This window comes from Rhizobium sp. BK456, assembly GCF_014194045.1.
Taxonomy (GTDB): domain Bacteria; phylum Pseudomonadota; class Alphaproteobacteria; order Rhizobiales; family Rhizobiaceae; genus Rhizobium; species Rhizobium redzepovicii.
The window spans coordinates 86,086-106,565 of record NZ_JACIAO010000006.1 but is presented as its reverse complement, the minus strand read 5'-3'; the positions used below and the strand labels follow the sequence as shown (position 1 = coordinate 106,565).

The following is a 20,480-nucleotide window of genomic DNA, read 5'->3' as shown; positions in this document are numbered from 1 at the left end:
ACAGGCTCACTTGCTCGGCGCCGTGCGGGTATCGACGTCGACGACGACGCTGAGGCCCGCGCGCAGACGCCCGCTGTCGAGCGCGTCCTGCGGTAGCGCGATGCGCACCGGCACGCGTTGTATCACCTTGGTGAAATTGCCCGTCGCATTTTCCGGCGGCAGCAGTGAGAACACCGAGCCGGACGCCGGCGAGATCGATTCGACGGTGCCGACGACAGGATGGTCGCTATAGGCATCGACATGGACGTTGACCTTCGAGCCCGCAACCAGATGCTGGATCTGCGTTTCCTTGAAGTTGGCGTCGATATAGAGCTCACGCACCGGAACGAGCGCCATCAGGCGTTGGCCGGGCGAAACGAGATCGCCTTCCTGGACCGAGCGGTTGCCGACGATGCCGTCATAGGGCGCCTTAAGCACGGTGAAGGAGAGGTCACGGGCGGCCTTGTCGCGCGAAATTTCCAGCGACCGAACCGAACCTTCGGCCTCCTTGCGCTGCGCCTGAAGGATGGTGATGTTGGCCTGCGCGGCGGTGATATTGGCATCGCCGCCGGCAAGATTGGCCTTGGCCTGGTCGAGCGCGATATTGGCATTGTCGAGATCGGCGGCAGTGCCGACCGACTTCGCCTGCAGCTCGCTCTGGCGCTTCTGGGTAATCTCGGCACCGCGAACGGCCGCTTCGAGTGCCACCTTTTGCGCCCGCGCCTGTACGAGGCTGGCATTGGCGCCTTCGATCTGCGCGTCGATGCGCTGCAGCGAAAGCTGTTCGGTGGCGATCTGGGCCTGCGCCTGATCGAGGGCGTTCTGATAGTCGCCGTTATCAAGCGTGGCAAGCACGTCGCCCGCTTTGACTTCCTGGTTGGCGACCACATTCACCTTCGCGACGTAGCCCGTGACCTTCGGCGAAATCGTTGCGATATCGCCCTCGATATAGGCGTCGTCGGTCGACACCATGAAGCGGCCGTTCGTCCACCATTCGTAACCATACCAGCCGCCACCCGCCAGAATGGCGAGCACGACGATCGGCAGTACCGGGCTGCGGCGCTTCTTCGGAGCTGCAGGTGCAGCGACCGGAGCTGAAGCCGGCGCCGACTGCGCGGGGGCAGACGGCTTTTCCAGGGCTTCCGCCATCGGAGCTTCGGCAACGGTCGCGACTTCGGCCTTTGCCTCTTCGGCTTCGGCGTTTTCGGTGACAATCCGCGCGACGTTGCTTTTCTGGTTGCTCGACATGACCACTTTACCGATCTTGGAGTAAATAATCGAACTGAACGGTTCGGTTCAGTTGACTTAAACCTGTTTTATCGTCATATCAAGATGTATAGAACCAATCGGTTCGATTTCTTTAAAGAAAATGCGAAACCGTGAACACGGTTAATAGAGATATGACGTTGAAACCCGACCACGCCGCCGTCTTCAGCCCTCCCGTTGGCGGAGGCAGGTTTGCCGCGGGCGAAGACCCGGCCAAGCGCCAGCAGATTCTCGCCGGCGCCAAGCGTGTCTTCATGAAGATGGGCTTCGACGCCGCCAGCATGAACGACGTGACGCGCGAGGCCGGCGTCTCCAAGGGCACGCTCTACGTCTATTTCACCAACAAGGAAGAACTGTTTTCGGCGATGATCGAGGCCGAGCGCGCTGCCTTCGTGGCGGCCGTACGGACAGCCCTTGCCGAACATGACGATCCCGAAGCCGGCCTGTACGAATTCGGCATAAGCTTCGTCACCCATATGACCGATGAAAAGGTCATCAACGCGATGCGCACCGTTCTTGGCGTGCGCGACCGCATGCCGGTGCTCTGTCAACGCTTCTTCAAAGGCCCGGAAAACCTGCGCACCATCATGCGCGATTTCCTAGAACGGCAGATCACCGAAGGCAGGCTCGAGATCGACGATATCGATCTGGCTGCCGGCCAGTTTCTCGACCTTGCCAGCGGCAGTTTCTTCAAGCTCCGCCTGTTCGGAAGCATGGAAGAGCCGCCGCATCGCGACGAAATCGAGCGCGTCATCCGCGGCGCGATCCGGGTCTTCATGGCCGCCTACGGCGCGCGCCGGCACGAGAGCGCCTGACCGCATCCTTGACGGCCGCTGCCGACCGGCCGAAACTCCGCAACTACGATCAAACCCGGCTGCCGGCATTTCTCTAAGAAAGAAGCGGTAACCAGGGGAGTAAGGATGAGCGCCATCGCACGGGCGATATGGTTCATAGAGAGCCATTTCGAAAGCGATCTATCGCTGGAAGAGATATCGGAAGCAGCCGGATTGTCGCGTTACCATCTGTCACGCGTCTTCGGGCTCGTCACCGGCCACTCGATCAGCGGCTATATCAGAGGACGGCGCCTCAGCCGCGCCTTGCCCGCGCTTGTCGGCGGCTCATCCACCATTCTCGAGGTTGCGCTTTGCTCGGGCTACGGCTCGCACGAAGCTTTCACCCGTGCCTTCCGCGATCAGTTCGGCATGACGCCGGATGCGGTGCGCCGGCAGGAGCACGCCCGTAACCTTGTCTTGCTGGAGCCGATCAGAATGGACCCCGTCCACCTCAACGACCTCGAACCGCCCCGCTTCGAAACCCTTCAGCCGATGCTCTTTGCCGGCCTGCAGGAGATCTACCCCTATGGCGGCAATGCCGCCATTCCCTCGCTCTGGCAGAAGTTCAATGCCCATTTCGGCCATATTTCGGGCCAGAAAGGCAACGTCGCCTACGGCATCTGCACGCATATCGACGGCGAAGCGGAGAAATTCCGCTATATGGCCGCGGCCGAAATCTCCGATGCCGGTGATCTGCCGGCGGATTTTGCAACGCTCAAGCTTCCGGGCCAGCGCTACGTCGTCTTCACTCATCGCGGCCATGTCTCCGGCATCCCCGCGACCATGCACCGGATTTTCGGCACATGGTGGCCGACCTCCGGCCTGGAGCATGGCGAGACCCCCGACATGTTCGAACGCTACGACGAGCGCTTCGACCCCTATACCGGCATGGGCGTCACCGAAATCTGGCTGCCGATCAGAGCATGATGCCGGAAAGTGCGAGCGGTTTGCGGACGACATCATCCTCTTCTAGGGAATAAAAGTCGCATCGATCTCGTATACCCCCTTGCGACGCTTGCGTGGCAGGCCGCCGACATTACATTGCGCGCGTCATTCATCATGTGACGCAAAGAGGTATACGCTGATGCAGGAAATCATGACGCTCATTCAGGATCCGGCCGCCTGGGTGGCGCTCATCACGCTGGTGGTGATGGAAGTCGTTCTCGGGATCGACAATCTGATCTTCATTTCCATTCTCACCAACAAACTGCCGCCCGAGCACCGGGAGAAGGCCCGCAAGATCGGCATCGGTCTGGCGCTGGTCATGCGCCTGGGACTGCTCGGCACCGTCGCCTGGATCGTGCAACTGACCGAACCGTTGTTCGAGGCCTTCGGACACGGCTTCTCCTGGAAGGACCTGATCCTGATCGCCGGCGGCCTGTTCCTCGTCTGGAAAGCCACCAAGGAAATTCACCACACCGTCGACCCCGTGGACCATCAGGAGGATTTCATCGCGAAATCCGTCACAACCGGCTTCGCATCGGCAATCGGCCAGATCCTGCTGCTCGATCTTGTCTTCTCCGTCGACAGCATCATCACCGCCGTCGGCATGACCCCGCATCTGCCGATCATGGTGATCGCCGTCATCGCCGCCGTCACCGTCATGCTGGTGGCCGCAAACCCGCTTGCCAACTTCATCGAGCGGAACCCGACGATCGTCATGCTGGCGCTCGCCTTCCTGCTGATGATCGGCACGACGCTGATCGCCGAAGGCATGGGCTTCCATGTGCCGAAGGGCTACATCTACGCCGCCATGGCCTTCTCGGCAGCGGTCGAGGTGCTGAACATGATCGCGCGCAACGCCCGCAAGCAGAAACGCGACGGCGCCCACTGAGACGGAAGCGGGACGGCGCGTCGCAACCGGCGCACCGTCCTCACTGCCCCGGGCCTTTGCAGACGTGGTTTTTCTTGACGCGCCCGGTTGAATATGGCCTAAGGCCAGCCGAACGGACGATCGGCGGATAGTGCGGGCGCATGCCCTTTTTCGGCCGGTTTGCCGATGAAGATATCTGCATCCTTCGGCCGCACGTCGCTTTCCCCGGAAAGCCGTCCGGCGTTCATTGACGGGCCATACCAATGACAACTTCCGGCGTCCGCGTCCGCATCGCTCCCTCGCCGACCGGCGAGCCGCATGTCGGCACCGCTTACATCGCTCTCTTCAACTACCTTTTCGCCAAGAAGCACGGCGGCGAGTTCATCCTGCGCATCGAGGATACCGACGCGACGCGCTCGACCCCGGAATTCGAGACAAAGGTATTGGATGCCCTGAAATGGTGCGGGCTGGAATGGAAGGAAGGCCCTGATATCGGCGGTCCCTACGGTCCCTATCGCCAGTCCGACCGCAAGCCGATGTACCAGCCTTACGCTGAGGAACTGCTGGACAAGGGCCACGCCTTCCGCTGTTTCTGCACGCCCGCGCGTCTAGAACAGATGCGCGAGGCGCAGCGCGCCGCCGGCAAGCCGCCGAAATATGACGGCCTCTGCCTCAGCCTGACGGCCGAGGAAGTGACCTCGCGCATGGCAGCCGGCGAGACGACCGTCATCCGCATGAAGATCCCGGCTGAAGGCTCCTGCGACTTCACCGACGGCGTCTACGGCGATGTCTCCATCCCCTGGGATTCCGTCGACATGCAGGTGCTGATCAAGGCCGACGGCATGCCGACCTATCACATGGCCAACGTCATCGACGACCATCTGATGAAGATCACCCATGTGGCGCGCGGCGAGGAATGGCTGGCTTCGGTGCCGAAGCACATCCTGCTCTATCGCTATTTCGGCTGGGACCAGCCGGTCTTCATGCATCTGTCGCTGATGCGCAATGCCGACAAGTCCAAGCTGTCGAAGCGCAAGAACCCGACCTCGATCTCCTATTATTCGGCGCTCGGTTATATCCCCGAGGCGCTGATGAACTTCCTCGGCCTGTTCTTCATCCAGATCGCCGAAGGCGAAGAGCTGCTTACGATGGACGAGCTGTCGGAAAAGTTCGACCCGGAGAACCTTTCCAAGGCCGGCGCGATCTTCGATATCCAGAAGCTCGACTGGCTGAACGGCCGCTGGATCCGCGAGAAACTGTCCGAAGAGGAATTCCAGGCGCGGGTGCTCAGCTGGGCGATGGAAAACGACCGCCTGAAGGCGGGTCTCCGCCTGTCGCAGACGCGCATTTCCAAGCTCGGCGAGCTGCCCGATCTCGCCGGTTTCCTGCTGAAGTCCGATCTCGGCCTGCAGCCGTCCGACTTCGCCAAGATCAAGTCTCCGCCGGAAGAGATCCTGGAGATCCTCAACACCGTTCAGCCGGATCTGGAAAAGATCCTGGAATGGAATGTCGAGACGATCGAGGCGGAGCTGCGCGCCGTTGCCGACCGCATGGGCAAGAAGCTGAAGGTCGTGGTTTCGCCGCTCTTCGTCGCCGTGTCAGGCTCGTCGCGTTCGCTGCCGCTCTTCGATTCCATGGCGATCCTCGGCCGCTCCGTCGTGCGCCAGCGCCTGAAGCTCGCATCCCAGGCCGTCGCCGCCCTCGTCGGCTCGAAATGACAGCCGAAGCCCTCCCCCTTGTGGGGAGGGTCAGGCCGAGCCAGCCGCCGCGCTTCGAACCGCGGAAGCATTGATTTAGAATTCGTGCCGCATCGATGAGGCGAATGACATGAACGACAAGACCGAAAACACCCTTTCCTCCGACGTGACTGAGGTGCGCGCCCAGAAGCTGAAGCTGCTGCGCGAGCAGATCGGCGACGTCTATCCGGCGCATTTCCACCGGACGCTGACCAATGCCGAGCTTGGCGCCAAGTACGAATCTCTGGAACCCGACGTCGAGACGCAGGATGTCGTCACTGTCGCCGGCCGCGTCTATTCCTCGCGCAACTCCGGCATGTTCATGGATATTCATGACGCCTCCGGCAAGATCCAGATCTTCTCGCACAAGGACGTCACCGGCGAGGAAGCCCGCGCTTTGCTGCCGATGATCGACATCGGCGACATCATCGGCGTCACCGGCATCGTGCGCCGCACCAAGCGCGGCGAGCTGACGATCAACGCCCAGAAGATCGAGATGCTGACCAAGTCGCTGCTGCCGATGCCCGAGAAATGGCACGGCCTCTCCGACATCGAGCTGCGTTATCGCAAGCGCCATCTCGACATCATGACCAACGAGGATTCGAAGCTTCGCTTCCAGCAGCGCTCGAAGATCGTCTCCGGCATCCGCCGCTTCATGGAGAATGACGGCTTCATGGAAGTCGAGACGCCGATGCTGCAATCGATCTATGGCGGCGCCACCGCCGAGCCGTTCAAGACGCATCACAACACGCTAAAGCTCGACATGTATCTGCGCATCGCGCCGGAACTGTTCCTGAAGCGCACGCTGGTCTCCGGCCTCACCGACAAGGTCTTCGAGATCAACCGCAACTTCCGCAACGAAGGCGTCTCCACCCGGCACAATCCCGAATTCACGATGATGGAGTGTTATTGGGCCTATGCCGATTACGAGGACATGATGGACCTCGTCGAGCGGCTGTTCGAAACCCTGGCGCTCTCCATTCATGGCACCGCCGAATTCGATTTCGGCGACAAGCAGCTGTCCTTCAAGGGTCCGTTCAAGCGCGTGCCGATGCCTGACGCCGTCAAGCAAGCGACCGGCATCGATTTCCTTGCGATCAAAACCGACGAGGAAGCACGCACTGCTGCCAAGGCTGTCGGCTTCGCGGTCGAGAAGGATTGGACCTGGGGCGAGTGCCTTGCCTTCATCTTCGAGGAAAAGGTTGAATCCACACTGATCCAGCCGTCCCATGTCACGCATTTCCCGAAGGACATCTCGCCCTTCGCCAAGGAAGTGCCGGGCGAGCCGCGCCTGGTCGAGCGCTTCGAGACCTATTGCAACGCCTGGGAACTCGGCAACGCCTTCTCCGAGCTCAACGATCCCGAAGAGCAGCGCCGCCGCATGGTCGAGCAGCTCGAACAGGCCCATGCCCGCGGCGAAAAGGAAAAGCAGCTGGACGAGGAATTCCTCGACGCGATCGACCAGGGCATGCCCCCGGCGGGCGGCCTCGGCATCGGCGTCGACCGCCTGATCATGCTTTTGACCAACGCCCCGTCGATCCGCGACGTCATCCTCTTCCCAGCCCGCCGCAACAAGGCCGACTGACGGGAATAAACGTCAAAACAAAATAAGCGGAGTGCCGACCGGCGCTCCGCTTTTTAGAGCAATTCCAGGAAAAGTGCGAAGCGGTTATCCGTCCGGAATTGCGTTAAAATAAAAGCTTAGAGCGGTTCTGCGCTTCCGTGAAAAGCTAAACCGCTCTATGCCTCTCGTTCAGTGGGTCTTTGGCGCTTCCGCCGGCGGTTCTTCAGCCGGTGCCTCGGCCACCACATCGGTGCCGGCGCCCTCGGCGGTCGGCACCGTTTCGCTTTCGGCGGCCGGTGCTGCGCCATGCGCGCCGCCTGCGGCCTTCTTGCCATTTTCCTCACTCTTGGTCGAGCCGACGGCGACCGGGTCGACGCAATCCTCGGGATCCTTGAAACCGGCGCTGATCATAGCGATCTCATCCACCGGCAGATCGATCCGCTCGCCGAAGAACAGCCCGTTTTCACTGGCCCTGCCGTCATAGTAGCGCGCGGTATAGGACTTGTCGTCGAGGCCGGGAACGGTCTTGTCGGGATGCGGGATATAGACGACATCGGCGCCGATTGCCCGGCCGCGAATGTCGGCGCGCAATGTCGGGCCGTTCTCGTCGAGCACGACCACCTGGACCAGATCCGGTTTCTGCGCGGCATAAACCGCCTGGGCGACACGAAGCGCTGTCCTGACGCGGGTCATCCCGTCGGTCGGTTCGGTCTTGATGTATTTGCGCACCCAGATGTGGTTCTGCTTCCGGATCGTCACCAGATTGACGTCGCTGCATTCGAGTCCGTAGCCGCCACCGGCGGCACCGATCAGCCTGTCCTTGCCGACATAGACGGCCGCGCCGCCGGAAACGCCCGCCAGAAGAGCGACTCCACCGATGATGATTGCCAATTTCCGGGAAGGCCGGAACATGCGCAGTAAGGCCTTCACGCCAACTGCTCCGCCATCTGAAACTCCAACGCAGGACAAGTGCTGATAATGCTAAGGAAATGACGTTTCCGAAAGTTTAAGTGAGGGTGCGAAGCCTGCGCCATTTTGAGAAAAGACCAAAAAAGGTCCGCTTTTTTCAGCCGCTTGCCACGGCCTGTTTCGCCATGCTCTAAACGCTGATGGCCTTCACGCTTCGCCAGGTTCAATATTTTGTCGCCGTCGCCGAACAGGGCTCGGTAACGCGCGCCGCGCAGAACCTGTCGATCTCGCAATCCTCGGTGACGGAGGCGCTGAAAGAGCTTGAAACCGACCTCGGCGTTGCGCTCTTCGAGCGCCATCCGCGCGGCCTGACGATCACCCATAACGGCCACCAGTTCCTGCGTCACGCGACGAAGATTCTGGCCTCCGTCTCCGATGCGCGCACCAGCTTTTCCGGCCAGCAAAGCGCGCTTTCCGGCACGCTGAACATCGGCGTCACCTCGCTTGTCGCCGGCTATGTGCTCTCCGACCTCCTCGCGCGATACCGGCGCGCCTGCCCGGGCATCGAGGTCAGCGCCATCGAGGATAATGGCGGGTACCTCGAACATCTCCTGGTCGGCGGCGAACTCGACGTCGCCGTCATGGTGATCTCGAACCTGCGCGACCGCATGGCGCTGCAGGCCGAGATCCTCGAAACCTCGCCCTATCGGCTCTGGCTGCCGATGGGCCATCCGCTGGTATCGGCCGACATCATCTCGGTCGCCGACATCGCCCGCGAACCGCTGATCATGCTGACGGTCGACGAAATCGAGGAGAATACCGGCAAGCTGCTTTCGGCCCTCGGCGCCCGCCCGCACGTCGCCTTCCGCACCCGCTCGGTGGAAGCGGTGCGCAGCCTGGTTGCCACAGGCGCTGGCGTGGCGCTGCTGCCCGATCTCGTCTACCGCCCGTGGTCGCTCGAAGGCGACCGGATCGAAAGCCGCGACGTCTCCGGATCGTTGCCGGTCGTCCAGGTCGGCATGGTCTGGCGCAAGGGCTCCAGCCTGCCGCAGGCCGCACGCGATTTCGTCGGCATCGCCGAGAGTCTCCGCTCCGGCCGCATCCGCTGATATCGGAATTTCCGATAACGCCTTTCTGATAAATGAATTTGCGAAAGCGGTTTTTTCGGCTCACCTTCTTCCTAGGGAACAAACCGCCACGGAAAGTGGCACCAGACCGGGAGACTGATGATGACGCATCTCTTGAAATCCTGCACGGCAGGACTCGCCTGCCTGAGCTTCGCGACACAGGTGATCGCCGCCGAACCGCTGAAGGCGCTCGGCAAGGGCGAAGGAGCAGTCAGCATCGTCGCCTGGGCCGGCTATATCGAACGCGGCGAGACCGACAAGAACTATGACTGGGTCACCGATTTCGAAAAGGAGACGGGCTGCAAGGTCTCCGTCAAGACCGCCGCCACCTCGGATGAAATGGTATCGCTGATGAACGAGGGCGGCTTCGACCTTGTCACGGCATCGGGCGACGCATCGCTGCGCCTCATCGCCGGCAAACGTGTCCAGCCGATCAACACCGATCTGATCCCGAGCTTCAAGACCGTCGACGAGCGCCTGCAGAAAGGCCCGTGGTATACGGTCGGCGATGTGCATTACGGCGTGCCCTATCTCTGGGGGCCGAATGTGCTGATGTATAATACCGACGCCTTCAAGGACAAGGCGCCGACCAGCTGGAACGTCGTCTTCGAGGAGCAGACCCTGCCGGACGGCAAGTCGAACAAGGGCCGCGTCCAGGCCTATGACGGCGCGATCTATCTCGCCGACGCCGCCCTCTATCTGATGGCCCACAAGCCGGATCTGGGCATCAAGGATCCTTACGAACTGACCGAAGACCAGTACAAGGCGGCCCTCGACCTGCTGCGCGGCCAGCGCAAGCTCGTCTCCCGCTACTGGCACGATGCAATGATCCAGATCGACGACTTCAAGAACGAAGGCGTCGTCGCTTCCGGTTCCTGGCCCTTCCAGGTGAACCTGCTGCAGGCCGACAAGCAGAAGATCGCCTCCACCTTCCCGGATGAAGGCGTCACCGGCTGGGCCGACACCACCATGCTGCACGCCGACAGCGAACACCCGAACTGCGCCTATATGTGGATGGAACATTCGCTGCAGGCCAAGGTCCAGGGCGACGCCGCCGCCTGGTTCGGCGCTGTCCCCTCGGTTCCCGCCGCCTGCAAGGGCAACGAATTGATGGGCGACGCCGGCTGCGCCACCAACGGCTTCGATCACTTCGACAAGATCAAGTTCTGGAAAACCCCGGTCGCCAAATGCGCGACACAGAGCGAATGCGTGCCCTATCATCGCTGGGTGTCGGATTATATTGGCGTGATTGGCGGACGGTAATAGCCAGGTCAGCTTGTGTGGTTGAAGACCCTGCCCCGAACCCCTCCCCACAAGCGGGAGGGGCGACAAGTGGCACCGCCGAATCCTGCCGAAACACCAAGGTATTTGCGAAACGGTACGGCAGGTTAAGCCCCTCCCCCTTGTGGGGAGGGGTTTGGGGCGGGGTCTTCACTGGCCAAGACCAAAGCCCTCTATGAACATGAAAGGCCCGGAGCTCCCAATGACGTCAGCCGTCCGCTTCCAGCAGGTATCGCGCCATTTTGGCCAGGTTCGCGCCGTCGACGGCGTCGATCTCGAGATCGCGCCGGGCGAATTCTTCGCCATGCTCGGTCCGTCCGGCTCCGGCAAGACGACGTGCCTGAGATTGATCGCCGGCTTCGAGCAGCCGAGTGCCGGCCATATCCAGATCTTCGGCGAGACGGCCGACGGCGTTCCGCCCTATCGCCGCAACGTCAACACTGTGTTCCAGGACTACGCGCTCTTCCCGCATCTGAACATTCTCGACAATGTCGCCTACGGGCTGATGGTCAAGGGCGTCGGCAAGGCGGAGCGGATGAAGGCGGCGGGCGATGCCCTGGAGCTTGTCAAGCTGCCGGGCTATGGCGCACGCCGCCCCGGTCAGCTGTCCGGCGGCCAGCGGCAGCGCGTGGCACTCGCCCGCGCCCTCGTCAACAAGCCGAAGGTGCTGCTGCTCGACGAGCCGCTCGGCGCGCTGGACCTGAAACTGCGCGAGCAGATGCAGGAGGAGTTGAAGAGCCTGCAGCGCGCGCTCGGCATCACCTTCGTCTTCGTGACGCATGATCAGGGCGAAGCATTGTCCATGGCCGATCGTGTCGCCGTCTTCAACAATGGCAACATCGTCCAGGAAGGCACGCCGCAGGATATCTACCGCCGCCCGAAGACCCGCTTCGTCGCCGATTTCGTCGGCTCCTCGAATGTTATCGCGCCGGAGCTGATGGCCGCGCTCGGCGGCGAGAAACGCTGGGCGAGCTTGCGGCCCGAAGCGATCCGCCTGGCAGGCGACGGCATCGAGGCCACAGTCGAACATGCGAGCTTCCTCGGTGCCGCCACCCGTCTCGGCGTCGATCTCAGGGGCAGCCGGCTGCATGTGATGCTGCCGGCTGGCGCGCCTGTGCCTGATGTCGGCACCGGTATCCGCCTCGCCTGGCAGCCTGCCGATATCCATTACATGGACGATGCGGCATGACAGCGCTCACCATCTCCAACGCCAAGACATCGATCCTTCCCGGCCGCAGCGGTTTCTTCGGCCGGATGTCGGATGTCTTCTGGCGGCACCCGAAGTTGTTGCTTTTCCTGATGCTGACGCCGCCGCTGCTCTGGCTCGGCATCATCTACATCGGCTCGCTGATCGCCCTGCTCTTGCAGAGCTTCTTTTCGATCGACGATTTTTCCGGCCTGGTAAATTACGAATTCACACTCTCGACCTACGCCCAGTTGCTGAGCCCGACGAATTTCGACATCATCATCCGCACGGTCGTGATGGCCGCGCTCGTCACCATCGCTTCCGCACTGATCGCCTTTCCGATCGCCTATTACGCGGCACGTTATGCGCAAGGCAAATGGAAGGTACTCTTCTATCTCGGCGTCATGTTGCCGCTCTGGTCGAGCTATCTCGTCAAGGTGTACGCCTGGAAGCTGATCCTCGCCAAGGAAGGCATCCTCACCTGGATCTTCGAGAGGCTACATCTCTCCTGGCTGCTCGACGGCATCCTCAATCTGCCCGTCGTCGGCGGCAATTCGCTCTCGGTGAGCTACCTTGGCACCTTCATCGTCTTCGTCTACATCTGGCTTCCCTATATGATCCTGCCGACGCAGGCGGCCCTCGAACGTGTGCCAGGCAACCTGATCGAGGCCTCGGCCGATCTCGGCGCCACGCCGCGCCAGACCTTCCGCACCGTGCTGCTGCCCTTGGCGCTGCCCGGCATCGTCGCCGGTTCGATCTTCACCTTCTCGCTGACATTGGGCGACTACATCATCCCGCAGATCATCGGCTCGTCCAGGCTGTTCATCGGCCAGGCCGTCTACGCCCAGCAGGGAACCGCCGGCAACGTGCCGCTCGCTGCCGCCTTCTCCGTCGTGCCGATCGTCATCATGGCGCTTTACCTGTCGCTCGCCAAAAAGCTGGGGGCCTTCGATGCGCTCTGACCTCAAGAGATCGCCGCTGCCCTTGAAGATCGCTGCCACCGGCGGGCTGCTCTTCCTGCACCTGCCGATCCTGCTGATCTTCGTCTATGCCTTCACCATCGAGGAGAAGAGCTATCAATGGCCGCCGCCCGGCCTGACGCTGCAATGGTTCGCTGTCGCCTGGAATCGGCCGGACGTCTGGTCGGCGCTTGGCCTTTCCGTGCAGGTCGCCGTCATCGCCAGCGCGATCGCGCTCATCCTCGGCACACTCTGCGCGGCTGCCGTCAGCCAGACGAAGTTCTTCGGCCGCGAGGCGATCTCACTGCTGGTCATCCTGCCGATCGCGCTTCCCGGCATCATCACCGGCATTGCGCTGCGCTCCGCCTTCAGTCTGTTCGACATCCCCTTTTCGGTCTGGACCATCGTGCTCGGCCACGCCACCTTCTGCGTGGTCGTCGTCTACAACAATGCGGTCGCCCGCTTCCGGCGCACCTCCGGCTCGCTGATCGAGGCGTCGATGGATCTCGGCGCCGACGGCTTCCAGACCTTCCGCCATGTCATCCTGCCGAATATCGGCACCGCCCTTCTCGCTGGCGGCATGCTGGCTTTCGCATTGTCCTTCGACGAGGTCATCGTCACCACCTTCACTGGGGGCCAGCAATCGACCCTGCCGATCTGGATGCTCGAAGAGCTCATCCGCCCGCGCCAGCGGCCCGTCACCAATGTGGTCGCCATGCTCGTGGTGCTCGTCACTTTTCTGCCGATTCTGGCAGCCTATTACCTCACCCGCGACGGCGACCAGATTGCCGGCGCTGGCAAATAACAGGGAGAACATCATGGATACGCAGATGCTGATCGGTTCCCGCTTCGAAAACGGCACGGAGACGGAAGAGCACATCCTGAACCCGAAGACCGGCGAGACGGTGATCGACCTTCCCGAGGCCTCGCTCTCCCAGGTCGACGCCGCCGTCGATGCCGCCGAAAAAGCCTTCAGGAGCTGGTCGCAGACGACGCCGGGCGAACGTTCCGGCTACCTCCTGAAGATCGCCGACGCCATCGAAAAGGATGCCGCCGGCTTCGCCACGCTGGAGGCGCTGAACTGCGGCAAACCGATCAATTCAGTGCTCAACGATGAAATTCCGGCTATCGTCGATTGTTATCGCTTCTTCGCCGGCGCCGTGCGCAATCTGCACGCACCGGCCGCCGGCGAATATCTGCCCGGTCACACCTCGATGATCCGTCGCGATCCGATCGGCATCGTTGGCTCGATCGCGCCGTGGAACTATCCGCTGATGATGATGGCCTGGAAGCTGGCCCCGGCGATCGCCGGCGGCAATACCGTCGTCTTCAAGCCCTCGGAGCAGACGCCGCTGACGGCACTGAAGATGGCCAAGCTGCTTTCCGAAATCCTGCCCGAAGGCGTCGTCAACGTCATCCTCGGCCGCGGCGAGAGCGTCGGCAACGCGCTGATCAATCATGCCAAGATCGGCATGGTCTCGATCACGGGCGATGTCGCCACCGGCAAAAAGGTGCTGCAGGCTGCCGCCAAGACGGTCAAGCGCACCCACCTGGAACTCGGCGGCAAGGCCCCCGTCATCGTCTTCGACGATGCCGATATCGACGCCGTCGTGTCAGGCATCCGCACCTTCGGCTATTACAATGCCGGCCAGGACTGCACGGCCGCCTGCCGCATCTATGCCGATGCCAGGGTCTACGACAATTTCGTCGCCGATCTTTCCTCGGCAGTATCGAGCATCCGCTTCAACCAGGCCGACGATACTGAAAACGAGATCGGTCCGCTGATCTCCAGGCGCCAGCGCGACCGCGTCGAAAGCTTCGTCGCCCGCGCTTCCGAGCACAAGCACATGGAGGTCACCACCGGCGGCAAGGTCTCGGGCGACAAGGGCTTCTTCTTCACCCCGACGGTCATTGCTGGCGCCCTGCAGGACGACGAGATCGTCCGCCGCGAGGTCTTCGGCCCGGTCGTCTCGGTCACCCGCTTTTCCGATGCCGACGATGCCGTCGCCTGGGCAAACGACAGCGATTACGGCCTCGCCTCCTCGGTCTGGACCAAGGATATTGGCCGCGGCATGAAGACGGCCGCCCGGCTGCAATATGGCTGCACCTGGATCAACACGCATTTCATGCTGGTCAACGAAATGCCGCATGGCGGTCTGAAACAATCGGGCTACGGCAAGGACATGTCGACCTACGCGCTGGAGGATTACACCGCCGTGCGCCATGTGATGATCAATCACGGCTGACCTTCGTTAGAGCATGATGTTTCTCATGACATCATGCTCTAACTCTTTAATTTAGAACGGGATTCGGAGGGAAACCCAGACCCCACGATCCGTCGTTGCCGGCGGAGATGGGCGTTCTGCATTGGTTCGCCCCGGCGGATCTCAGGCTGTGTGGTTATAAAGCGCCAGCAATTGACCGCCGCCGCTCCAGATCATGTCGATCGCGACATAGACGACGATCGCAAGGCCGAACCAACCGATCCACCGATAGCAGTTGAGCAGCCTGGCGACGAAATTCGACGCGACGCCCATCAATAGCACCGAGAGGATCAGCCCGAAGATCAGCGCGCTCATATTGTCCTTGGCCGCCCCGGCGACGGCGAGCACATTGTCGAGCGACATCGAGACGTCGGCGAAGATGATCTGGCCAATCGCCTGCCGGAAGAGTTTCGGCTTGATATGCACGACGGCTTCGCCGGCATGAGCCCCCTCCGCGCCCTCCAAAATGAGCTCGCGGCCCATCGTCCAGCAGATCCAGAGCAGCATCAGGCCGCCGGCGAGCGTGATGCCGGTAATCGCCAGAAGCTTGGCGGCGATGACCGCGAAGACAATGCGGATGACGGCGGCCGCCGCGATACCGACGGCGATCGCCTTGCCGCGCAGCTCGCTGACGAGGCCGGCGGCAGCCATGCCGATGACGATGACATTGTCTCCCGACAGCAGGAGATTGATCATGATCACTTCGAAATAGGCGGAAAACGTATGCTGATCCAGAAAAGCTGGCATGGTGATCGAGCTTTCATCGACGGGGCAATCGACAGTCTCTTCAAACAGATCGGACAGGCTTTGAAAAGACCCGTATTCCCAATGCATGTCGCCCGGAAGTGTGCAGCGGTTCCGGGAAATAACGACATGCATAAAAACAGAGGACTAAAGCGCGTCGCATGAATCGAATTCGATGCGGCGCGCTTTAGGGAGAGAACGTCATTCCATTCCAAACGATCCGGAACAAATTGCCCGTTGCAGCGTCTTTCTCAGGCAACCGCAAAGGATGACGTCATGCTGAAATGGGCTCTGATATTTTTCGTAATTTCGATCATCGCCGGCTTTTTCGGTTTCTCCGGCGTCTCGGCAGCCACGGCGACGATCGCCCGCGTTCTCTTCGGCATCGCGCTGGTGATCTTCCTGATCTTCCTGGTTCTCGCGCTGATGGCCGGCCAGGCGGTCTTCTAGATTCCCCCAAACACAGGATTTGGGGAGAGATGGATGGGCGGCAGCTTGAGACAGCAAGATCGTATGACTTGCGCTTGCCGCCGCGGGCCTACTGACGCGCCTCTGGCGGGATAGTGCCTGTCGTCGTATACCCGGCCTTCTGGCGGACACTCCTTGACTGTTTTGCACATCCGCTTTTCGAGCCTGCGGTCTATTTCAACTGGGGGACGCGACCGCTTTTATCAGTCATGTTCGGCCGAAGCTGCGCAACATAGCAGAAATATGCCGTCGGATCGCAAGACGTCGAAGAGTCTTGGCGCCGATACAGCAACCGCGGCATATCCGTTCGCATTCAATTTCGAGACGATATCGTTGCAGCGCCCTTTCCCAGAAAGACGAGAGTTGGCTTTTGCTGTTTGTTTTGCGCGGAAGGCATCACTGGCACACTCCTGACCTGTCGCCATAAGTGTAGCCGCAACGATGCCGCCGTTTGTTCGGTTTTATTCGATTTTATTGCGCCGCAGGATGCTCGCAGAGCCTCGACTACAGCACCGCGCGCAGCCAGGGATGCAGTCCATTTGTTCGCTTTCGCAGCAGATTGTCGATCGATATCGATCCTGCGCCCGACGCCGCCAGGACGAACATGCCGCCGGCAATCGCCAGGTCCTTCTCGAAATGCAGAAGCTCGTTCTGGCTCGCAAGATTGGTGTGGAAGAGCAAGGCGGTCGCCAGGCAGAAGAACGCCAGCGCCAAGGCGCCAAGCCGGCAGAGAAAGCCTGTCGCAATGGACAGGCCGGCACCGATTTGAAGGGCGATGGTGGCGAAGGCAACCGGCGCCGAGAGCCCGAGTTTTGCGAAAGTATCGACGGTCGCGGTGATATCCGTCGCGAGCGACCAGGCTTCATGCAGAAAGATCAGTGACAGCAGAAGCCTGCCGAGGAGAAGAATGAGATCGGCCAATCCGGGCCGGCTTGAGGCGCTTTCCATCATATCCTCCGGTTTGAGACGGGCAGGCGGTCGTGCCGCCTGCTCTTGCGTTCATATGCTCGTCATTTGCCGCCCTTGGCCGCAATGGCCTTTTGCAGGTCTTCGAGTTCTTCGCAGCCGCTCGGGCAAAGTTGCTTCAATGATGACACCTGCTCCTCGGCCTTCGTCATCTCGCCTGTCTCGATATAGAGTTCGCCGAGATATTCACGCGCTGCCTTGTGATCGGGCTGAAGCTCCAGTGCCTTGGTGTAGTAGGTCAGGGACGTTTTGTAGTCGCCCGTCTTGCGCAGCGTATATCCCATCAGATTATAGACATCCGCCTGCTGGTTGTCCTCGGCAAGGCCGCGAAGCTCTGCCAGGGCGCCGTCGTAATCCTTGGTATCGATCTTGGCGCGCACCGACGACAGGTCGGGAGCGTCCGTCGATTCCATATTGTCGACGGCAAAGGCGGGAAGCGCCGTCACCGCGGAAAAGCCCGCGCATATGGCACAAAGCCAGATGAATCCGAGAATTGCATATTTCATGATGGTCTCCTTTCGGCCTTTCAGGCCTGGACTGTCGGTGTAAAGCCATAGGCATTTCCGTCCTTGACGAAGGTGCCCGAGCCGGGGAAAGGGAAATGCGAGCCGCAGATCGCGATATTGTCGGCGATGATGCGGTCGATCAGGCGCCGGCGCGTGCCGACGGCCATCGGCCCGTCCTGGTCGTAGCTGCCTTGCCATTCGGGATGCGGCGCAAGCAGGGCCGGCACATACATGATGTCGGCCGAGACAAGCAGTTGCTTGTTGCCGGAGGTGACAAGATAGGCCGAATGGCCAGGCGTGTGGCCGGGCGCAGCGAGAAGAAGCACTCCCGGTGCAACCTCGGCCCCGTCGTCAACCTGCTTCCAGTTCTTCCATGTCGGAAAAACCTCGGCGATGCGTTTGCCGGCCGGTCTGCGGCCCTCCGCAAGCTTCTCGACCCGGCCGGGCTCGGTCCACCAACTGTATTCGACGGCGTTGACGATGAGTTCGGCGTTCGGGAAGACTGGATCGTTCGTTCCCTTTTCCATCAGCCCCCAGACATGGTCCGGATGGAAATGCGAGAGCATGATCGTGTCGATCTTCTTGTAGTCGATGCCGGCGGCCGCCATGTTCGCCGGCAGATGCGTGGCATTTGCCTGCCATTGACCGACGCCCGAGCCCGCGTCCATCATGATCAGACGGTCGCCGAGCTTCAGGACGACCACTGTCAGCGGAATCGGCATGAATTCGGTCGTGAGCCCAGCCTTGGAAAGCGCCTCCTTGGTGTCCTCGATCGAAGCGTTCTTGATGAAAGTCGGGTCATGCGGCTTTTTCCAGATGCCGTCATAGATCGCCGTGACTTCGACATCCCCGATCGTGTATTTGTAGAAGCCGACCATCGGCTCCAGCGGCGTTGCGGCGAGCGCCGGCATGACGAATTCGAGGTTCGACGACAGACCGAATGCAGCCGCCGCGGCAGCCGATCCCAGGACGGCGCGACGTGACATGGTAAACATGATTATGCCTCCTCTCGTTGATGGCATTTCTGGTGGCGAAGACTGGATTGTTCAGATGTCCTCGCTGCCGAACTAGATCGCCGGCACGGCGCACTTATTCCCAATCTCGGGAGTATTTTCTTCAAGCTGTTGAAAATGTTGTTCTATTTCTATCGCGCACGACTGACGCCCGCCTGCATGCAAAAAACTGGCGTCGACATGGAATAAAACCGCTTGCCGATCGGTCTAGACCGCAAGGGGCCGCATTGCATGCCTGCGGGTCCGACGCCCAAATTCGGCTGCTGTTGAGGCGGGGAGAATGATGACAAACATCCAGATCACCTATCCTCTCGGACCGACCGATTTGCTGCTGGCCCGGCATGCGCCGGCAGCCCGCATTCCACGATCACCGCTGGCCGTCTTTCTCGGCGGTGCGGCGTGGCTGTTCCATTTCATGGTCTCGGATAAATCGCGCAGCGATCGGGGCGCTTCGGCAACCGAGACGAGCGTGCAGCATGAATTCATGCAGCCCTTTCAGGACATCATCGTTCCCCATCTTGATGCGGCTTATAATTTTGCCCGCTTCCTCAGCCGCGATGCTGATGCCGCGCAGGATATTGTCCAGGAAGCCTTTCTGCGCGCCTATCGCAATTTCGAAACCTATCGTGGCGGCGACCCGCGCGCCTGGCTCTTTGCCATTGTCAGGAACTGCTGTCATGTCTGGCGCCAGCAGGATCGCCGCAAAGCGCGGTTCGAGCAGTCTTTGGGCAATGACGGCTATGCTGACCTCGACGAAGGCGGCGAATACCAGATCGCCTCGGAGGAGGATTCGCCGGAGACTGCGACGATCCGACGAAGCGAACAGCAGTGCGTACGCGCTGTCATCAGCCGGCTTCCGGAGGCGATGCGGGAAATCCTTGTCTTGCGCGAGCTTGAAGATCTTTCCTACCGACAGATCGCCGAGATCATCGATGCGCCGATCGGCACGGTCATGTCGCGGCTTGCCAGGGCGCGCCGTGAATTTGGCGAAGCCTGGGATGCATGCAGCAAAAGAGAGACGGCACCATGAGTGAAGCCCAGGAGAAAGACTGCCCGGAATGGCGCATCATGCTGCACGGCTTTGTCGATAACGAACTCGATTCCGTCCATACAGCGCAATTCGAGGCTCATCTTGCCAGCTGCACGAATTGCAGGGCGGAGATGGAAAAGGTTCGTGCCGTGAGAAAGATCATCGATCAGGATGGCATCAAATGGAAACTGCCGGAGGCGCTGCGCTCGCAAGTGCTGTCAATGCTGTCTTTCGAACAGGCAGCCGCATTCGGCCTGCCGCTCCGGCGCCAAGCGCCAGTCTGGCGGCGCACGCTGGATTTCCTCCGGCAATGGAGCTTCGTGCCTTCGCTCGCGGCGCTGGGAGCAGGCGCCTTCCTGTTCATCAACGCACCGTCGCCGGCCTTGCTTTTGCAGGACCAGATCATGGCTAGCCATGTCAGGTCGATGATGGCCGATCATCTGACCGACGTGCTGACCTCTGATCAGCACACGGTAAAACCGTGGTTCAACGGCAAGATCGATTTTTCACCACCGGTCAGCGATCTCGCCAAGGGCGGTTTTCCGCTGATCGGCGGACGTGTCGACTACATCGGTGATCGCGCCGTTGCTGCTCTCGTCTACCGACGCCACGGCCATATCATCAACCTGTTCATCTGGCCGGCGGCCGCGGCCACCCAGACGACGACGGTGGATGACGGCTACAACATCAAGCAATGGTCGGACGGAGGGTTGGTGTTCTGGGCGATTTCGGATGTGGCTGCAGGCGATCTGGCCGAGTTCGAGACCCTCTTCAGGGCAGCGGCAAAGGGTTAATGCATGTCGCCCCGAAGTGTGCAGAAGTGTGCAGCGGTTCGG

General features: G+C 61.0%; 20 protein-coding genes. 14 read left to right on the top strand and 6 right to left on the bottom strand.

The window, feature by feature from the left end:
• Positions 1–6: 6 nt before the first annotated feature.
• A complete protein-coding gene (locus tag FHX03_RS18340) occupies positions 7–1,227 on the bottom strand; it encodes an HlyD family secretion protein (protein WP_183854896.1) in 1,221 nt (406 codons plus the stop codon).
• A 152-nt stretch (positions 1,228–1,379) separates the two neighbouring features.
• Here FHX03_RS18340 and FHX03_RS18335 point away from each other — a divergent pair, with 152 nt between their 5' ends.
• From FHX03_RS18335 to lysS, 5 genes are all read left to right on the top strand, one after another.
• Positions 1,380–2,060: a TetR/AcrR family transcriptional regulator gene (locus FHX03_RS18335; protein WP_003590194.1), complete on the top strand. Its 681-nt coding sequence runs from the start codon at positions 1,380–1,382 to the stop codon at positions 2,058–2,060.
• Positions 2,061–2,165: 105 nt separating this feature from the next.
• Positions 2,166–3,005, top strand: a complete 840-nt coding sequence (locus tag FHX03_RS18330) for an AraC family transcriptional regulator (protein WP_183854894.1) — start codon at positions 2,166–2,168, stop codon at positions 3,003–3,005.
• 157 nt (positions 3,006–3,162) lie between these two features.
• A complete protein-coding gene (locus tag FHX03_RS18325; RefSeq protein ID WP_097628677.1) occupies positions 3,163–3,912 on the top strand; it encodes a TerC family protein in 750 nt (249 codons plus the stop codon).
• Positions 3,913–4,154: 242 nt separating this feature from the next.
• Entirely contained in the window at positions 4,155–5,609 is a 1,455-nt protein-coding gene (gene gltX / locus FHX03_RS18320; protein ID WP_097628676.1) for a glutamate--tRNA ligase, read from the top strand.
• A gap of 109 nt (positions 5,610–5,718) precedes the next feature.
• Positions 5,719–7,212, top strand: a complete 1,494-nt coding sequence (gene lysS, locus FHX03_RS18315) for a lysine--tRNA ligase (protein WP_097628675.1) — start codon at positions 5,719–5,721, stop codon at positions 7,210–7,212.
• A 168-nt stretch (positions 7,213–7,380) separates the two neighbouring features.
• Here the strand turns inward: lysS and FHX03_RS18310 are convergent, their stop codons facing one another.
• Positions 7,381–8,121: a hypothetical protein gene (locus tag FHX03_RS18310; protein ID WP_097628674.1), complete on the bottom strand. Its 741-nt coding sequence runs from the start codon at positions 8,119–8,121 to the stop codon at positions 7,381–7,383.
• A gap of 179 nt (positions 8,122–8,300) precedes the next feature.
• On the opposite strand from FHX03_RS18310, the gene FHX03_RS18305 reads away from it, so the two are divergent.
• The 6 genes from FHX03_RS18305 to FHX03_RS18280 all read left to right on the top strand — a co-directional run bounded on the left by FHX03_RS18305 (position 8,301) and on the right by FHX03_RS18280 (position 14,899).
• Positions 8,301–9,209: a LysR family transcriptional regulator gene (locus FHX03_RS18305; RefSeq protein WP_017995223.1), complete on the top strand. Its 909-nt coding sequence runs from the start codon at positions 8,301–8,303 to the stop codon at positions 9,207–9,209.
• Positions 9,210–9,329: 120 nt separating this feature from the next.
• Positions 9,330–10,490, top strand: a complete 1,161-nt coding sequence (locus FHX03_RS18300; protein WP_097628673.1) for an ABC transporter substrate-binding protein — start codon at positions 9,330–9,332, stop codon at positions 10,488–10,490.
• A 220-nt stretch (positions 10,491–10,710) separates the two neighbouring features.
• Complete coding sequence (locus FHX03_RS18295; RefSeq protein ID WP_097628672.1) at positions 10,711–11,697, top strand: ABC transporter ATP-binding protein; 987 nt, start codon at positions 10,711–10,713, stop codon at positions 11,695–11,697.
• Entirely contained in the window at positions 11,694–12,656 is a 963-nt protein-coding gene (locus tag FHX03_RS18290; RefSeq protein ID WP_097628671.1) for an ABC transporter permease, read from the top strand. Before FHX03_RS18295 ends, FHX03_RS18290 begins: the two co-directional genes overlap by 4 nt.
• Positions 12,646–13,458, top strand: coding sequence for an ABC transporter permease (locus tag FHX03_RS18285; RefSeq protein ID WP_097628670.1), 813 nt, complete (start codon positions 12,646–12,648; stop codon positions 13,456–13,458). The genes FHX03_RS18290 and FHX03_RS18285 overlap by 11 nt, the downstream gene beginning before the upstream one ends.
• A gap of 13 nt (positions 13,459–13,471) precedes the next feature.
• Positions 13,472–14,899 (top strand): gamma-aminobutyraldehyde dehydrogenase, encoded by a 1,428-nt coding sequence (locus FHX03_RS18280; protein ID WP_183854892.1) that lies wholly within the window; start codon positions 13,472–13,474, stop codon positions 14,897–14,899.
• Between the two features lie 141 nt (positions 14,900–15,040).
• On the opposite strand, the gene FHX03_RS18275 is transcribed toward FHX03_RS18280, so the two are convergent.
• Positions 15,041–15,664: a YjbE family putative metal transport protein gene (locus FHX03_RS18275; RefSeq protein WP_183854890.1), complete on the bottom strand. Its 624-nt coding sequence runs from the start codon at positions 15,662–15,664 to the stop codon at positions 15,041–15,043.
• 273 nt (positions 15,665–15,937) lie between these two features.
• Between FHX03_RS18275 and FHX03_RS18270 the strand changes: the two genes are divergently transcribed.
• Positions 15,938–16,111 (top strand): DUF1328 domain-containing protein, encoded by a 174-nt coding sequence (locus tag FHX03_RS18270; protein ID WP_003590176.1) that lies wholly within the window; start codon positions 15,938–15,940, stop codon positions 16,109–16,111.
• 522 nt (positions 16,112–16,633) lie between these two features.
• Here FHX03_RS18270 and FHX03_RS18265 read toward each other — a convergent pair.
• Genes FHX03_RS18265 through FHX03_RS18255 form a run of 3 tightly spaced genes read right to left on the bottom strand, consistent with a single transcriptional unit; the run spans position 16,634 to position 18,596 of the window.
• Positions 16,634–17,080 carry a DoxX family protein gene (locus FHX03_RS18265; protein WP_165503906.1) on the bottom strand — a complete coding sequence of 149 codons (447 nt, stop codon included), beginning with the start codon at positions 17,078–17,080 and terminating at the stop codon, positions 16,634–16,636.
• Between the two features lie 59 nt (positions 17,081–17,139).
• Positions 17,140–17,601, bottom strand: a complete 462-nt coding sequence (locus FHX03_RS18260; RefSeq protein ID WP_097628667.1) for a tetratricopeptide repeat protein — start codon at positions 17,599–17,601, stop codon at positions 17,140–17,142.
• 20 nt (positions 17,602–17,621) lie between these two features.
• Positions 17,622–18,596 carry an MBL fold metallo-hydrolase gene (locus FHX03_RS18255; protein WP_183854888.1) on the bottom strand — a complete coding sequence of 325 codons (975 nt, stop codon included), beginning with the start codon at positions 18,594–18,596 and terminating at the stop codon, positions 17,622–17,624.
• A 298-nt stretch (positions 18,597–18,894) separates the two neighbouring features.
• Between FHX03_RS18255 and FHX03_RS18250 the strand changes: the two genes are divergently transcribed.
• Together FHX03_RS18250 and FHX03_RS18245 are read left to right on the top strand one after the other, a co-directional pair.
• Positions 18,895–19,644 (top strand): sigma-70 family RNA polymerase sigma factor, encoded by a 750-nt coding sequence (locus FHX03_RS18250; RefSeq protein ID WP_097628665.1) that lies wholly within the window; start codon positions 18,895–18,897, stop codon positions 19,642–19,644.
• The gene (locus FHX03_RS18245; RefSeq protein WP_183854887.1) at positions 19,641–20,438 is read left to right on the top strand and encodes an anti-sigma factor family protein; all 798 of its coding nucleotides are present in this window, start codon (positions 19,641–19,643) and stop codon (positions 20,436–20,438) included. The genes FHX03_RS18250 and FHX03_RS18245 overlap by 4 nt, the downstream gene beginning before the upstream one ends.
• Positions 20,439–20,480: the final 42 nt, after the last annotated feature.

What these genes read in the sequence shown, in the direction of transcription:
- FHX03_RS18340 (WP_183854896.1), bottom strand. Translation starts at nt 1,227, where the DNA reads ATGTCGAGCAACCAGAAAAGCAACGTCGCGCGGATTGTCACCGAAAAC.
- FHX03_RS18335 (WP_003590194.1), top strand. Translation starts at nt 1,380, where the DNA reads ATGACGTTGAAACCCGACCACGCCGCCGTCTTCAGCCCTCCCGTTGGC.
- FHX03_RS18330 (WP_183854894.1), top strand. Translation starts at nt 2,166, where the DNA reads ATGAGCGCCATCGCACGGGCGATATGGTTCATAGAGAGCCATTTCGAA.
- FHX03_RS18325 (WP_097628677.1), top strand. Translation starts at nt 3,163, where the DNA reads ATGCAGGAAATCATGACGCTCATTCAGGATCCGGCCGCCTGGGTGGCG.
- gltX (WP_097628676.1), top strand. Translation starts at nt 4,155, where the DNA reads ATGACAACTTCCGGCGTCCGCGTCCGCATCGCTCCCTCGCCGACCGGC.
- lysS (WP_097628675.1), top strand. Translation starts at nt 5,719, where the DNA reads ATGAACGACAAGACCGAAAACACCCTTTCCTCCGACGTGACTGAGGTG.
- FHX03_RS18305 (WP_017995223.1), top strand. Translation starts at nt 8,301, where the DNA reads ATGGCCTTCACGCTTCGCCAGGTTCAATATTTTGTCGCCGTCGCCGAA.
- FHX03_RS18300 (WP_097628673.1), top strand. Translation starts at nt 9,330, where the DNA reads ATGACGCATCTCTTGAAATCCTGCACGGCAGGACTCGCCTGCCTGAGC.
- FHX03_RS18295 (WP_097628672.1), top strand. Translation starts at nt 10,711, where the DNA reads ATGACGTCAGCCGTCCGCTTCCAGCAGGTATCGCGCCATTTTGGCCAG.
- FHX03_RS18290 (WP_097628671.1), top strand. Translation starts at nt 11,694, where the DNA reads ATGACAGCGCTCACCATCTCCAACGCCAAGACATCGATCCTTCCCGGC.
- FHX03_RS18285 (WP_097628670.1), top strand. Translation starts at nt 12,646, where the DNA reads ATGCGCTCTGACCTCAAGAGATCGCCGCTGCCCTTGAAGATCGCTGCC.
- FHX03_RS18280 (WP_183854892.1), top strand. Translation starts at nt 13,472, where the DNA reads ATGGATACGCAGATGCTGATCGGTTCCCGCTTCGAAAACGGCACGGAG.
- FHX03_RS18275 (WP_183854890.1), bottom strand. Translation starts at nt 15,664, where the DNA reads ATGCCAGCTTTTCTGGATCAGCATACGTTTTCCGCCTATTTCGAAGTG.
- FHX03_RS18270 (WP_003590176.1), top strand. Translation starts at nt 15,938, where the DNA reads ATGCTGAAATGGGCTCTGATATTTTTCGTAATTTCGATCATCGCCGGC.
- FHX03_RS18265 (WP_165503906.1), bottom strand. Translation starts at nt 17,080, where the DNA reads ATGATGGAAAGCGCCTCAAGCCGGCCCGGATTGGCCGATCTCATTCTT.
- FHX03_RS18260 (WP_097628667.1), bottom strand. Translation starts at nt 17,601, where the DNA reads ATGAAATATGCAATTCTCGGATTCATCTGGCTTTGTGCCATATGCGCG.
- FHX03_RS18255 (WP_183854888.1), bottom strand. Translation starts at nt 18,596, where the DNA reads ATGTTTACCATGTCACGTCGCGCCGTCCTGGGATCGGCTGCCGCGGCG.
- FHX03_RS18250 (WP_097628665.1), top strand. Translation starts at nt 18,895, where the DNA reads ATGATGACAAACATCCAGATCACCTATCCTCTCGGACCGACCGATTTG.
- FHX03_RS18245 (WP_183854887.1), top strand. Translation starts at nt 19,641, where the DNA reads ATGAGTGAAGCCCAGGAGAAAGACTGCCCGGAATGGCGCATCATGCTG.